This is a genomic window from Arthrobacter sp. B3I9 (assembly GCF_030816935.1).
Classification (GTDB): Bacteria; Actinomycetota; Actinomycetes; order Actinomycetales; family Micrococcaceae; genus Arthrobacter.
The window spans coordinates 906,487-920,807 of sequence record NZ_JAUSYO010000001.1; the positions used below are offsets into that span (position 1 = coordinate 906,487).

14 protein-coding genes are annotated in these 14,321 nt (G+C 64.4%); 11 read left to right on the forward strand and 3 right to left on the reverse strand.

Translation table 11 applies throughout. From position 1 onward, the window contains the following. Positions 1-50: 50 nt before the first annotated feature. Both QFZ65_RS04250 and QFZ65_RS04255 read right to left on the reverse strand, forming a co-directional pair. Positions 51-1,400, reverse strand: coding sequence for a permease prefix domain 1-containing protein (locus QFZ65_RS04250; protein ID WP_306908399.1), 1,350 nt, complete (start codon positions 1,398-1,400; stop codon positions 51-53). After that, positions 1,400-1,762 carry a PadR family transcriptional regulator gene (locus QFZ65_RS04255; RefSeq protein WP_306908400.1) on the reverse strand — a complete coding sequence of 121 codons (363 nt, stop codon included), beginning with the start codon at positions 1,760-1,762 and terminating at the stop codon, positions 1,400-1,402. Before QFZ65_RS04255 ends, QFZ65_RS04250 begins: the two co-directional genes overlap by 1 nt. A 262-nt stretch (positions 1,763-2,024) precedes the next feature. Between QFZ65_RS04255 and QFZ65_RS04260 the strand changes: the two genes are divergently transcribed. From QFZ65_RS04260 to QFZ65_RS04275, 4 genes are all read left to right on the forward strand, one after another. Continuing rightward, a complete protein-coding gene (locus tag QFZ65_RS04260; RefSeq protein ID WP_306908401.1) occupies positions 2,025-2,201 on the forward strand; it encodes a CsbD family protein in 177 nt (58 codons plus the stop codon). Positions 2,202-2,383: 182 nt separating this feature from the next. Then, positions 2,384-3,397, forward strand: coding sequence for an LssY C-terminal domain-containing protein (locus QFZ65_RS04265; protein WP_306908402.1), 1,014 nt, complete (start codon positions 2,384-2,386; stop codon positions 3,395-3,397). Positions 3,398-3,476: 79 nt separating this feature from the next. After that, entirely contained in the window at positions 3,477-4,841 is a 1,365-nt protein-coding gene (locus tag QFZ65_RS04270; RefSeq protein WP_306908403.1) for a cytochrome ubiquinol oxidase subunit I, read from the forward strand. A 10-nt stretch (positions 4,842-4,851) separates the two neighbouring features. Further along, positions 4,852-5,871, forward strand: coding sequence for a cytochrome d ubiquinol oxidase subunit II (locus QFZ65_RS04275; protein ID WP_306908404.1), 1,020 nt, complete (start codon positions 4,852-4,854; stop codon positions 5,869-5,871). Between the two features lie 15 nt (positions 5,872-5,886). On the opposite strand, the gene QFZ65_RS04280 is transcribed toward QFZ65_RS04275, so the two are convergent. Then, positions 5,887-6,717 carry a DeoR/GlpR family DNA-binding transcription regulator gene (locus QFZ65_RS04280; RefSeq protein WP_306908405.1) on the reverse strand — a complete coding sequence of 277 codons (831 nt, stop codon included), beginning with the start codon at positions 6,715-6,717 and terminating at the stop codon, positions 5,887-5,889. A gap of 236 nt (positions 6,718-6,953) precedes the next feature. Between QFZ65_RS04280 and QFZ65_RS04285 the strand changes: the two genes are divergently transcribed. The 7 genes from QFZ65_RS04285 (at position 6,954) to QFZ65_RS04315 (ending at position 14,253) form a co-directional block, all read left to right on the forward strand. Next, the gene (locus QFZ65_RS04285) at positions 6,954-8,252 is read left to right on the forward strand and encodes a sugar ABC transporter substrate-binding protein (protein WP_306908406.1); all 1,299 of its coding nucleotides are present in this window, start codon (positions 6,954-6,956) and stop codon (positions 8,250-8,252) included. A 70-nt stretch (positions 8,253-8,322) separates the two neighbouring features. After that, the gene (locus QFZ65_RS04290; protein WP_306908407.1) at positions 8,323-9,270 is read left to right on the forward strand and encodes a carbohydrate ABC transporter permease; all 948 of its coding nucleotides are present in this window, start codon (positions 8,323-8,325) and stop codon (positions 9,268-9,270) included. A 3-nt stretch (positions 9,271-9,273) separates the two neighbouring features. Further along, the gene (locus QFZ65_RS04295) at positions 9,274-10,116 is read left to right on the forward strand and encodes a carbohydrate ABC transporter permease (protein ID WP_306908408.1); all 843 of its coding nucleotides are present in this window, start codon (positions 9,274-9,276) and stop codon (positions 10,114-10,116) included. 65 nt (positions 10,117-10,181) lie between these two features. Continuing rightward, entirely contained in the window at positions 10,182-11,042 is an 861-nt protein-coding gene (locus QFZ65_RS04300) for a ketose-bisphosphate aldolase (RefSeq protein WP_306908409.1), read from the forward strand. Between the two features lie 8 nt (positions 11,043-11,050). After that, positions 11,051-12,274 carry an ADP-dependent glucokinase/phosphofructokinase gene (locus QFZ65_RS04305; RefSeq protein ID WP_306908410.1) on the forward strand — a complete coding sequence of 408 codons (1,224 nt, stop codon included), beginning with the start codon at positions 11,051-11,053 and terminating at the stop codon, positions 12,272-12,274. Positions 12,275-12,310: 36 nt separating this feature from the next. After that, the gene (locus QFZ65_RS04310; protein ID WP_306908411.1) at positions 12,311-12,490 is read left to right on the forward strand and encodes a hypothetical protein; all 180 of its coding nucleotides are present in this window, start codon (positions 12,311-12,313) and stop codon (positions 12,488-12,490) included. A gap of 74 nt (positions 12,491-12,564) precedes the next feature. Then, on the forward strand, positions 12,565-14,253 hold the full coding sequence (locus tag QFZ65_RS04315; RefSeq protein WP_306908412.1) for a long-chain-fatty-acid--CoA ligase: 1,689 nt from the start codon (positions 12,565-12,567) through the stop codon (positions 14,251-14,253). Positions 14,254-14,321: the final 68 nt, after the last annotated feature.

Genomic DNA, 14,321 nt, shown 5'->3' on the forward strand with positions numbered 1-14,321 from the left:
GAGCAATCGATGGAGGTAAGGGGCCCGGGGCGGCGGGGAGTCGTCCTGATTTAGATGAAGCCGAAGACGGGCGGGAAGACGACGACGACGACCGTTGCCCAGGCGCCGTAGACCGGCAGGTAGCGCGTTTGCCAGCGCTCGACCGCAGCAAACGGGAGTCGGCCGCGCAGGAATCCGACGGCGAGCCAGGCAGCGCGGAGCAGGTGCATGAGCAACAGCAGGTTCAGGCCGAGTGCGGCGATCTTGTTCGGGCTGGAGCCGAATTCGGCGATTCGGGCCAGCATTGCGGTCAGCATCGCGGCGTCGAGGGCAAGGGCTGCGATGATGAGGGCCAGCTGCAGCGCGTCGAACAGCCCTGGAGGGGCGAGCGGGTCGCGTGCGGAGATCGAATACAGCAGCAGGCAGAGGACGAGTATGAGGATGGCGTCCATGAGGATGAGCAGGTTGCGGTCGATGCTGGCGAAGCCGCCCGCCGTGGCAAGCACTGCCAGCAGGACCAACAACATGGCGAGGGTCAGCGGCGTGAATACGCGGGTGAGGACAGGAGCCATATTTTCGACGACCTGCTGCTTCGCTTCGACCAGCCAGGCTGCCACCAGGAGAGCGCCGGGCACGGCGATGGGCAGGACCCAATCTTTCAGGACGGGCTGGAAGTCGACGCCAATGCCCTGGAGGGTTGCGAGTGTGAGAGCGATCAGGACGGCGCCCCCGAGCGCCAGCAGCGTGTAGTAGACCCCGAGCTCGCCGGTGAATCGGACGAAGTCCATGCGGCGCTTGTCCGACCGCCACCTTCCGCCGGCGTAGGCCAGACCCGTCAACAGCCACAGAATGACCGGGGCGTGCAGGGCCGAGAGCATCCCGGTGGCGCCCGCTGGGGCGAACGGATAGAGGTTGAGCACGACCCCCAGGCCGGCAAACGGAACGATCAGTGCTGCCGCCACATACCGGCTGATGCGCCGCTTCCACGCAAAGTACACCGCGAGGAAGGGGAAGACGAGCAGGCCGAGGTTGCGCATCAGGGCCCCGCTGTCGTCGGTCCAGGCCAGGCCGGCCTTGACCGCCACACCCGCGCCGACGGCGAGTGCCAGGACGACGGCCAGCTCGCGCCAGGGTGTCGCGTGGGCATTGTCGGTTTGCTCCGGCACCAGGACGAGCTGCTTCCAGAGCCGTTCGGAGTGCTCACGGGCGAATTCGCGTGAGACGGCGTCAAGGTTGCCCAGGCGCTTGATGGCGACGAGGAAGGCTTCCTCGTCGTCCAGTCCGGTCGCCTGGCGGTCGGCGATTTGCCCGCGCAGGTGGTCCTCCAGCTCGTCCACATCAGCGGGGGAGACGGCCCGGTTCCGCTGAACGTATCCGCGCCACCGGTCGATCTGGGCCTCGAGCTCCACGTGCGACGCCATCACGCCCATCCCTCAATCGCGGCTCCAGGCCCCTGAGCGGTCTGCCACACCTGGCGCAGCGCGTCAGCGACGACGGTCCACTGCTGCTGCCGGTCGGCGAGGACGTCCCGGCCCGCCGGCGTGATGGCATAGTGCTTGCGCCGGCGCCCGGCGTCGGACGTGCCCCACAGCGAGGAGACGTAACCGAGCCGCTCCAGCCGGTGCAGTAGCGGGTAGAGCATTCCGTCGGTCCACTGCATGCTGCCGTCCGAGAGCTCGCTTACCCGCTTGAGGATTGCGTAGCCATACAGGTCGCCCTCAGTCAGGATGCCCAGCACCAGGGGCGTGGCCGAAGCGGCGACCAGATCCTTATCAATGCGCACGGCGCCTCCTATACCTAGAGCTGAAGGGTATCAGGCCTAGCAGTTCTAGGTATAGACATTCCCTCTCCAGCAATCGATTGCTCCGTACACGCCCTGTTGACCCCTCAAAACGGCGGTTACGGAGCAATCGATGAAGGTCGGTCTGGGAAGTAGGGGAGCCACCCGCCGCGCTGCCGTTGGACGTGGTGGCGGTCACGGTTAGGATGGAGTCGTCAGCCGCCGGCAGTGCGCCGGCGGACAGCGGACCACAAGGAGAAATGCCATGGGTTTGGATGACAAGATCGGCAACGCAGCCGAGAAGCTGGGCGGCAAAGGCAAGGAAGCCGCCGGAGAAGCGTCAGGCGATGAGAGCCTGAAGGCCGAAGGCAAAGGCGACCAGGCAAAGTCCGACCTGAAGCAAGCCGGCGAAAAAGTCAAGGACGCCTTCAAGAAGGACTGACGGCCGCGACTGACGAACGTCAAGCTAATAGGTGTGGCTCCCAGGAGCCGCACCTATTTGTTTAGGCCCGGATTTTTAGGCCCGAATTTTCAGCATGGGTCCAGACCCGCCCTATCCTGTTGTCGTTGCAGTCGGCGGTCCCGGCCGCAGCAACGCAGTCCACAAGCCCGGGAGGAGACCGAATGGCCAACGCGGCACCGGCTGCCGACGGGGCGCCGGGCGGGCCTCCCGCACAGGAGCCGGACCATTCGAGGCACCCGGATGCCCGAGCGCGCTGGGCCAGCCGGTGGGCCACCGTCGTCGCCGTCGTGCAGCGACTGCTGTACGTCTTCGTCACGGTCGCGGTCGGCTGGGCTATCTATTACTTCCTGCTCGCCCGCCTGGCCCGGGGGCCGGAACAGCTGTGGGTGTTCCTGCCGGTCTGGCTGATCGCCGCCTATGCCCTGCTGCCCCGCATCCACAAAATCCTCAGCAGCCTCTACATTCCGGACTACTTCATCGGCCGTGCCCGCACGGGTGACGGCGTGCTGGGCGACCCGGTGAACCTGGCAGTGGTCGGGCCCGAGCACGAGCTGCGGGAAGCCATGACTGCGGCAGGATGGACTACGGCCGATCCGGTCACGCCGGCCACCGCCTGGCGCACACTGACCTCCACCCTGTTGCGCCGGAGCTATCCTGAAGCGCCGGTGAGCTCGCTGTACGTCTTCGGGAAAAAGCAGGACATGGCCTTCCAGCGGGAAATCGATGGGAACCCGCGGAAACGGCACCATGTGCGGTTCTGGAAGTGCCCTGCGGGCTGGAAACTCCCGGGCGGCTTCGCTGTTGACTGGGTGGGCGCAGGCACATACGACAAGCGGGTGGGACTCTCGCTCTTCACCTTCCAGATCACCCACAAGATCGCCGACGGCACCGATGAGGAACGCGACTTCATCATCGACACCCTGCGCAAGGCACGTTCGGTTGAATCGGTGCACGTCATCGAGCACTTCTTCTCCGGCTACCACCACCGCAACGGAGGAGGGGATGCCATCCGCACCGACGGGAACCTGCCCATTATCGATCTTCTTCCGCAGGACACGTCAAGAATCCTGCCGCAGGTGGTGCAGACAGTCCCCCCGGAGGCGGGGCCACAAGTCGGCGGCAGCCCCGCCGGCAGCGCGAAGCCCACTCCACGACCCCCTCACCATCCGCTCTAGTCCCCGCTCGGCGACCGGCGTACCGTGAGAGCTAAAATCCCCGTCGGCTTCTACGGAAGCCAAGCGGAAGGCGACGCCGATGCTGCTGGAAACCGCCCTGGACGTTCAGCCGGTCGACTTGATGGCCGCCCGGATGCAGATGGCACTGTCGCTCGGGTGGCACATCGTTATTGCCTGCTTCGGGGTGGGCATGCCGGCCATAACGGTCCTGGCGGAATGGCGCGGCTACCGCACCGGAGACCCTAACTACGCGTTGCTGGCCCGGCGCTGGGCGAAGGCCATGGGTGTCCTGTTCGCCGTGGGCGCGGTCTCCGGAACCATCCTGTCCTTCGAAATGGGGCTTCTGTGGCCCGGACTGATGGGCGTCTACGGTGAAGTGATTGGGCTACCGTTCACCCTGGAAGGGATCGCCTTTTTCATCGAGGCCATCTTCCTCGGCATCTACCTCTACGCCTGGGACAGGCTTTCGCCCCGGCTCCACCTGCTCAGCGCCGTTCCGGTGCTGGTCGCCGGCGTTGCCAGCGCCTTTTTCGTGGTCACGGCGAACGCCTGGATGCAGCAACCAACCGGATTCGATGAAGAGAACGGCCGGATCATTTCCGTGGACCCCGCCGCGGCCATGTTCAACCCCGCCACCCCCTCCCAGTCGGTGCATATGATTCTTGCGGCCTTCATGGTTGCCGGCTTCGGCATGGCCAGCGTCTACGCCGTCGCCCTGCTGCGGGGGCGCCGGGACCGGTATCACACGCTTGGCTTCCTGCTTCCCTTTGCTGTGGCCGCCCTCGTCACACCGGTGCAGATCGGCGTTGGTGACTGGTCTGCACACTTCGTTGCCGACAACCAGCCAGTGAAGCTGGCGGCCATGGAGGGAATCTTCGAGACCCAGAGCGGTGTGCCCCTTCACATCGGGGGCGTCGTCATCGACGACGAAATGCAATATGCCCTGGAGATCCCCTACGGGCTGTCCCTGCTGGCGCACTTCGATCCGAACGCCGAGATCATGGGCCTGAACGAGGTCCCGCAGGATGAATGGCCGCCGGTGAACCTCGTGCACCTGGCCTTCCAGGCAATGGTCGGGGCCGGGTTCGCGCTGCTGGCCCTCTCTGCCTGGCTGGCCGTCGTCTGGAAACGGCACAAGGCCCTTCCCCGAACGGCGTGGTTTCTCAGGGGAGCCTGCGTTTCAGGGGTGCTGGCCGTGCTGGCCCTGGAGGCCGGCTGGGTGGTGACCGAGGTGGGACGGCAGCCCTGGATCGTCTTCGGGGTCCTGCGCACCTCCGATGCGGTCAATCCGGCTCCCGGGCTGCTCTACGGATTCCTGCTGGTGACGGTTGTCTATGCCGCCCTGACGGTGGCCACCGTTTATGTCCTGCGGAGGCTGGCGCGGGACATCCCGATTCCGGTGGCCCCGCAGGAATCAGACGTCTCCGGTTACCGGATCACGTGAGGCCGCCGTGATGCCGCTCGCAGAGATTCTCCTCGCAGCCATGTGGATCTGCCTCACGGCCTACGCCCTGTTCGGCGGGGCCGACTTCGGTGGCGGATTCTGGGACCTTGTGGCCGGCCGGACCGAGGCGGGGCGCCCTCAACGGAACCTGATCGAGCACTCCATCGGGCCGATCTGGGAAGCCAACCACGTTTGGCTTATTTTCGTCATCGTCCTGGCGTGGACCGGCATGCCGTCCGTCTTTGCCGCCATCTCCTCCACCCTCTACATCCCGCTGACCCTCGCCGCTCTCGGCATCATCGCCCGCGGTTCCGCGTTCGCGTTCCGCAAGGTCAGTACCGAAGTGTGGCAGCAGCGCCTCTTCGGCGCCACGTTCGCGGCGTCCTCGGTGGTGACGCCGTTCTTCCTCGGCACTGTGGCCGGGGCCCTGGCGTCGGGCCGGGTTCCCCCCGGCATCGCCGCCGGACATCCGGTGTGGAGCTGGGTGAATCCCACCTCGATGGCCAGCGGGCTGTTCGCCATCGGCACTACCGCCTACCTGGCCGCCGCCTACCTCACACAGGACGCGCGGCGTGTCGGGGATCCCGTGCTCGTGTCAGCCTTCCGGTCCAGGGCCCTGGTTGCGGGGGCCGTGATGGGGGTCCTGGCCGTGGCCGAATTGATTGTGCTGAGCAGGGATGCGCCGCAGCTGTTCCGCGAGTTAACCGCAGGAAAGGCCTGGCCTTTTGCCGTCACCTCCGCCGCGGCGGGAGTTCTTTCGCTGGTCCTGATGTGGCGGCGGCAGTTCCTTGCCGTCCGGCTCTCCGCCGCCCTGGCCGTGACTGCCCTGCTCTGGGGCTGGGGCGTGGGCCAGTACCCGGAGATTCTGCCCGGCGCGACCGTGGCTGACGTCGCATCGACCCGGTCGGTGCTGAGCGCCAACCTCATTGCCATCGTCATCGCCGGTCTCCTGGTCATTCCCTCGCTCTGGTGGCTGTACGCCCTTTTCCAGCGCGACCAGCGGGACGCGGGGGCACCGAGGCACGAGTAAAAGACCACTAAGCCCTCAGGCATCCTCGTCCGGGGTGAGGATCTGGACATCGTGCTCGGCCAGGGCGGATGCCAGTTCGGCCGGGGGCGGTGCGTCCGTGACGAAGTAATCGGCCGCGCCGAGGACCGCGATCTGAGCGAAAAGGCTGCGCCCGAACTTGGAGGAGTCAGCCAGCACCGCCACTTTTGTGGCCCTGTGCATCATGTCCGCCATCATGACGGCCTCGTCGAGGTTGCTGGTGGAATATCCGGCGTCAAGGGACACCGCGCCTACACCGATGATGGCAAGGTCACAGCGGATGTTGATTTCGTTGACCTGCCCGGGCGCGCGGAAGGCGAGCGGCCCCAGCGTGGCTTGGGCGCTGAGCCGTACCGCCCCGCCGACCACCCACAGATCGCGGCACACCTGGGGTGACAGCTCCGCCGGGATCCGCAGGTTGTTGGTCACGACGGTCAGGCCTCGCTGGTCGTGCAGGTGCCGGGCGGCGGACAGGGCCGTGGTCCCGGCGTTGAAGAGGACCACGGATTCGTCCCTGACAAGCTTGGCTGCCGTGGCCCCGATCTTTTCCTTCGCCGTAGTCTGCAGCCTGGACCGGACGTCCACTCCCGTATCAGCGCGCGGGTGCGAATTAAGGCTGACCGCCCCGCCATGGGTCCGGATCAGGACGCCGTCGGCGTCAAGTTGGTCAAGGTCGCGACGGATGGTGTCCGACGAGACCTTGAAACGGTCCGCAAGTGCCGCGACCGTCACTTCGCCTTCGGCGCCGACGAACGCCGCCAGCTCGGACTTCCGTCCCGCGGGCAGGCGCGGGCGGGCTTGATCCAGTTCCCCGACAGATTTCTGCATCTAACAGATGTAGCACAGATTTGCGTTTTTCTGCCATTATCTGCTCGTTTCCGGCCCTCCGAAACCGGCCTGCTCCGGCTTACTCCGCTGCACGCGCCGGGCTTGCGTAGCAATTGAACCGGGTTCCGACACGATGTTGACGCCCTTTGTGACCTGCATTACTGTGCAGCTATACGCACAAGTTTGCAGAAAGATGCAACATCTCGCGTAAACAGGCACTCTTTGATAGGAGAGTTATGAGCAAGGTTGCTCGAGTCAAACGCGGCGCCGTTGCCGCTATAGCGGCAGCTGCGGCCATCACTTTGGTTGCCGGGTGTTCAGGCGGAAGCACGGAAAGCAGCAGCGCGGGTTCATCCGCTGCCGGCAACGTCACCCTCGAATTTGCGCAATGGTGGGAACCGGAGCTTCCCGCAGGTTCCCTCCGCAAGCTGATGGACCAGTTCGAAGCGGAAAACCCCGGAATCAAGGTCAACCTTCTCAGCGGGCCCTATGCTTCCACGAAGGAACAGGTGGTGGCGGGAGCAGCGGCCGGCACCATGTCCGACGTCGTAGGACTCGACGGTGCCTGGATCAGCGACTTTGCCAAACAGGGCGCGATAGCAGACCTCGGCAAGCTGATGTCCGACGCCGGCTACGACCAGAACCAGCTGACCAGCCAGGTCAAGGTCGAGGACACGTCCTACATGCTCCCCGTCTTGAACTTCGTCTACCCGATGTTCAGCAACGATGACCTGCTCGCCAAGGCCGGCATCGCCAAGGCCCCCACAGACCGGACCGAGTTCGCCGCCGCGGCCAAGGCGGTCAGTGCGCTGGGCGGCAACACCAAGGGCTGGGTCATGCCGCTGTCCCTGGAAGCGCCCAACGGAGTCCAGAACGACATCATGTCCTGGGCGTGGGCCTCCGGCCAGAGCATGCTCAAGGACGGCAAGCCGAATCTGACCACGCCGGAGATTACCGACACCGTGAACTACGTCAAGGGCCTTTGGGATGCCGGCGCGATCGCCCCCGGTTCCTTCACCATGAAGGAACAGGACAAGGTGGAGGAGTTCACGAACGGCCGGGTAGGCATGATGATCGATTCCCTGGCCCACATCACGGCCATCCGGGAAAAGAACCCGAACCTGAAGTTCAGCATCTCCGCGGTTCCCTCCACCGACGGCTTCAGCGGCAAGAGGGGCATCCCGTATGCCTCCTGGGGCATTGGGATCGCGGAAAACAGCGAGCACAAGGCAGAAGCCTGGAAGCTCATCCAGTTCCTCATGAGCGACAAGACCAACGGCGCACTGGCCACGACGGCCAATGCCTTCCCCGGCAACAAGAACGCAACGCCGGACTTCACCGGCAAGGACGAGCTGTTCAAGACGGCGTTCGATGTCTACAAGAGCGGCTACCCGGCGAATGAATTTGTCGGCCTTCCGGTCGCGGAAGAGCTCATGCGAGGTTTTGCCGAGCAATTCCAGAAGACACTTTCTGGAGACCAGTCCGTGGACGACATGCTGAAGAAAACCCAGGACATCTGGCAGCAGAAGTTCTAGCCCACCTACCGGGTACCGGGCTGCGCCAGACTGACACTCTGGTGCAGCCCGCCCCCAGGAAGCTGTAGACATGGTTTTGACAACCGAGAAGCAGGCCGCGCAGATCGCCGGTTCCGGGCCCGGGTCCGGAACCGCCGCCAAGCGCAAACGCAAGATCAATCTGGTTCCCTATGGGTTCCTGTCCCCGACAATCCTCCTGGTCGTCGTCCTCATGCTCATCCCCATCGTGATGGTCATCTGGTACTCGCTGATGGACAACGTCATCACCAAGAAGAATCCCAAGTTCGTCGGCTTCAGCAATTACGCGGAAGTGCTCGGCAGCGAGACCTTCCATACCGCGATCCTGAACACCGTGTTCTTCACGACGGTCAGCGTTGCCGCGCACCTGGTGCTGGGCCTGGCCTTCGCCATGCTGCTGAACACCCGTTTCCTGAAGTCCTTCACCAAAGCGATCTTCCGCGTCATCTACGTAATGCCGTGGCTGTTCACGGTGGCAATCATCGCCATCCTCTGGCGGCTCCTGCTGAGCCCGAACGGAATCGTAAACTTCCTGGTGATGGAACTGGGGCTGTCCAGCACGTCCGTCGAATGGCTGGCCTCACGGGACACCGCGCTGCTCGCCGTCACCTTCATCAATATCTGGGCCGGTTACCCGTTCTTCATGGTGAGCCTCCTGGCCGGTCTGCAGGGCATCCCGAAAGACCTCTACGAGGCAGCCCGGGTGGACGGGGCCAACCCGGTGCAACAGTTCATCAGCATAACCCTGCCGCAGCTGCGCCCCATCATCATCAGCATGGCGCTGCTGGACCTCATCTGGACAAGCCAGCAGTTCGCCCTCATCTGGATGACAACCGGCGGCGGGCCCATCAGCTCCACGGAAATGCTCAGCACGTTCACCTACAAGCTCGCCTTCAGCGAATACAACTTCTCGATGGCGGCGGCAAGCGCAGTGATCATCCTGGCGTTTTCGATGGTGCTGGCCTTCTTCTACGTCCGCTACCAAAAGGCGCGTGATTGACACATGATGACCACCAGACAGCGCCGCGAACAGGCCAGCAAAATAGGCGTTATCCTGGCGCTCTGCTGCGGAGCCGTATTTGCCGGATTCCCCGTCCTCTGGATGTTGCTGAGTTCCTTCAAATCCAACACCGAGATTTTCGAATTCCCGCCCCGCATCATCACGGAGAACTTTTCCTTCGGAGCCTACGGCGCCATCTTCGGAGACCCCGCCAAGGTCCGGTTCTTCATCAACAGCTATGTGGTGTCGCTGACCGTCACGGCCCTCACCCTCATCGTGGCACTGATGGCGGCGTACGCCCTGAGCCGTTTCGAGTTCCGGTTCAAAAGCACCCTGAACGTCGTCATCATCAGCGTCCAGGCGGTTCCGCCGATCACGCTCCTGGTGCCGTACTTCGGCCTCATGGTTTTCCTGAAGCTCTTCAACACCTATCAGGGCCTGATCCTGACCTACATGGTGTTTACGCTCCCGTACGCGATCATCATGCTGACCGGCTACTTCAACACCCTCCCCAGAGAGCTTGACGAGGCGGTCAAAATCGACGGCGCCGGCCACATGGTGGCGCTCTGGCGGGTCCTGGTTCCGGTGTCCGTGCCCGGCATCGTCTCGGTGGGCATCTACACGTTCATGATCGCCTGGAACGAGTACCTGTTCGCCCTCACGCTGACCAAGACCCCCGACATGCGGACCGTTCCGATTGGCATCCAGCTCCTGATGGGCCAGAACTCCTACGAGTGGAACGAAATGATGGCCATGAGCATCCTCGGCTGCATCCCCATCCTCATCCTCTTCCTGTTTTTCCAGCGTTACTTCATCGGCGGCATGACCTCCGGAGCGGTCAAGTAGACCCCTCGAAGTAACACTGCAACCAAGCCGCCCACCCTGGGTCAACCAAGAAAGAAGAATAGACAATGCTGGTAAATGGAAAAGTAATGCTCGACGTGGCAAATGCGAATAACTTTGCGGTCCCGGCCTTCAACATCAGCGATTACGCCATGATGAACGGGGTCTTCGAGATCAGCGAAGAGCTGGAGGCCCCGGTGATCATCGCGATCCACCCCGACGAACTCAGCCACATCGGCGTCGACATGCTGCCCGCCATCATTTCCCGTGCGAACCGCTCCACCGTTCCGGTCACCATCCACCTTGACCACGGAGCCACCTATGAGCAGGTCCTGACGGCCATCCAAGCGGGCTTCACCTCGGTCATGATCGACGGCTCCACCCTCCCGTTCGAGGAGAACGTCGCGATCACGAAGAAGATCGTGGAAACCGCCCACGCCGTGGGCCTGTCCGTTGAGGGTGAGCTGGGCACCATCGGCAAGACCGACGACGAGGCCGAAGACGGCACGGCGACCATCATCTACACGGAACCGGCGGACGCGGTCCGCTTCGTCCAGGAAACCGGCGTCGACAGCCTGGCCATCGCGATCGGCACCTGCCACGGCATCTACCCGGCCCACATGAAGCCGGAGCTGAAGCTGGACCTGCTCCGCGAGATCAAGGACGCCGTCAACGTCCCGCTCGTCCTGCACGGCGGCTCGAACAACCCGGACAGCGAAATCGGCGAATCCGTGAAGCTCGGCGTCAACAAGATCAACATCTCCAGCGACATCAAGGTGGCCTACCACCAGAAGATGCGCGAGGTCCTGGCCGATGCCGGGGTGCGCGAGCCCAACACCATCCAGCCGCCGTCGATCGCAGCCATGAAAGTGGTGGCGGCCCAGAAGATTGCCCTGTTCGACGCCGCGGGCAAAGCAAAGCTGTACTGAGCGCAATCATGACGCAGAATGTGGTGCTGGGGCTCGGCGGTACGGTCGACTATGAGATCAGGTGGGACTCCGCCGTCATGCATGAACTGGTGGTGTCCTACGGGATAGTGCCGGACGAGTTGTCGCGGACGATACCCGTCCAGAGCGAGCGCGACCTCGCGGTCACCCTGCTCGCATTCATGCGCGACGGCGTCGGGGGAGAGCGGTTCATCGCCTCCTCCGACGTCGTCGAGGCCTTCGCGGCCCGCTTCGACAAACGCGTCACCCTGGGCGGCACCCCCGTCAGGGCCGCGCTGGCCATGGACAAGCTGGGGCTCGGCAGCACCGTCCACCTGGTCAGCATCGACGACGACGTCCGCCGGCTGCTGCCGGCAGGTTGCCGTTATGTCTGCAGCGCCCCGGGTGACTCGACCGATCCGCACCTGATTGTGCAGTTCAGCCAGGGCGATGCGGTGCAGGTGGGCGACGTCGTCCTTCAGGCACCGCACTCCAACCGGGTCATCTACACCAACGACCCTCCGAACACGGCCATGCTGCTCAGCGACCAACTCGGCACGCTGCTGGACACTGCCGACGTCTTCCTCGTCTCCGGGCTCAACGTCATGAATGACCCCTCGGCGCTGGAGGAGCGGCTGCAGGAACTGCGGAGCCTCATCGGGAGGCTTCCCGCTGGCGCGCGGGTGGTCTACGAAGATGCCGGGTTCCATATTCCGGCGTTCGGTGACCGGGTCCGCACCGCCATGGCCGCGATGGTGGACGTCTACAGCCTGAACGAGGATGAAATGCAGGCGCACTTGGGCCGCGAGGTCGACCTGCTTGACGCCACGGAGATGGAGGGTGCACTCCTCCAGCTGCGGTCCGTGGTGCCGGCCAAGACCCTCGTGGTCCACACCAAATACTGGTCGACGGCGATCGGCCATGATGCCGGCGGCTATGCCGGCAGCCTCCGGGGCGGCATCACCATGGCCAGCACCAGGTTCTGCCTCGGTGATGACTTCACCGGCGCCGACTACCTGGCAGTCGGGCAGCTGCCGGCCAACCTTGCCGGGGCGGAATTCAGCGTGGCCGTCGAGGAACGGCTGGGATCCCTTGTCCGTTGCATTCCCGCCCTGGCACTCCACCCGGACGTGCCCACCACCATCGGCCTGGGCGATTCCTTCGTAGGCGGGTTCATCGCAGCCCTGGCCTCCCCGACACTCAGCCACGACGGGGATGCCGTGCTCTACGGCTGACACCATCCGTCCCGGCTCCGGCGACGAATTCCTGGCATGAACTACTACAGCCCGGCGGCGCAGGAACGGGCTCGGGACGCCGCATATGATGCAGTCGAGAAAGTCCTCAACAGCATGTTTGAGCCCCTTAGCAGGCATGCTTTCAACGCGCGGTGGAACCAGGCCTGTGAGGCCATGGCCAAGCACCTCGAAGCGCAGGACAACGGCGAAGAATGAGGTGAGGCCGGGGCCGACCATTTGCGGTGCCGCTGCAATTCGACCCCACAGGAGCTTCACGGCAGGATGTAAGCATGGCGAAAACAGACCAGCAGCCCTGGGTGAAGAACTATCAGCCGGGTGTTCCGGCCGAGATCGAACCACCAACGGAGTCGCTCGTCGCAATGCTAGAACGGTCCGTGGCCGAGGCGGGTGCCGCCCCAGCGCTGGAGTTCTTCGGGCGCCGCACCAGCTACCGTGAGCTCGGTGAGCAGGTGGACCGGGCGGCGGAGGGCCTGCGCCGCCTGGGCGTGCGCGCGGGCGACCGGGTGGCACTCATCCTGCCGAACTGCCCTCAGCACGTGGTCGCCTTCTACGCGGTGCTGCGTCTGGGCGCCGTCGTCGTCGAACACAACCCGCTGTACACCTCCCGGGAACTCCGCAACCAGTTTGAGGACCACCGGGCCAGGGTGGTGATCGTCTGGGACAGGGCCGCTGCCGCCATCGGGGACTTCCCGGCCGACGTCAAACCCGACCACGTCGTGTCGGTGAACCTCCTGGAGGCGTTTCCTGCTGTCAAGCGGCTGGCACTGTACCTGCCGGTGAAGAAGTTGCGGGACTCCCGTGCTGCTCTGACCGGCTCCGCCCCCGCGACCATGCCGTGGGCGGAGCTCCTCAGCCACGGCCGGATCGATCCCCGGCACCCCCGCCCCTCGGTGGATGACCTGGCCGTCATCCAGTACACGTCAGGCACCACCGGCCGGCCGAAAGGTGCCATGCTGACGCACTTCAACCTGCATTCCAACGCTTTGCAGGGCGAGGCCTGGATGGAGGGCGCCGAGTATCGGAAGGAAGTCTTTTACGCGATCCTGCCGATGTTCCATGCGTTCGGCATGACGCTCTACCTCACTTACGGCATCCGTAAGCAAGGCCTGCTGGTGCTCTTTCCCAAATTCGATCCGGACCTGGTGCTCAGCGCCATGAAAAAGTCCCCTGCCACCGTCTACTGCGCAGTGCCCCCGATCTATGAGCGCACCGCCCTGGCGGCGAAGGAAAAGGGCATCTCGCTGCGGTCCTGCAAGTACTGCATCTCCGGCGCAATGAACCTGCCCGACCATGTCGTGGAGCTCTGGGAGTCTGTCTCCGGGGGACTGCTCGTTGAGGGCTACGGGATGACCGAGACGTCACCTGTCGCCATGGGCAACCCGTTCCACCCGACCCGCCGGACCGGCACCATCGGCGTGCCGTTCCCATCGACCCGCATGAAGGTTGTCGACCTGGACAATCCTGCCCTTGAGGTCGCTTCCGGCCAGCCGGGGGAGCTGCTGCTGCAGGGCCCGCAGGTCTTCCAGGGCTATTGGAACAACCCCGAGGAAACCGCGAAGACCCTCACCGCCGACGGCTGGCTGCGCACAGGCGACGTCGTAACCGTCGACGCGGACGGCTTCACCACCATCGTGGACCGGTCCAAGGAGTTGATCATCACCGGCGGCTTCAACGTCTCACCCACCGAGGTGGAGAGCGTGCTGCGCCTCCACACCGGCGTCAAGGATGCCGCCGTGATCGGCAATGCGCAGGAACGGGGCGGAGAACTGGTGGTCGCCGTCGTAGAGCTGGAACCGGGCACCGTGCTGGACGAGGAGAAGCTGCGGGACCACTGCCGCGAGCACCTTGCCGGCTACAAGGTCCCGAAGCGGATCCTCGCCATCGAAGACATGCCGCGCTCCATGCTTGGCAAGGTGCTGCGGAAACAGGTGCGCGAGCAAGTGTTGCCGCAGCTTTGAGGCCCGACAGGGAAGAGGACGCGCCATCGCCGGACGCCACCGAGCGAATGCCAGGTCCGGTTCCTTCC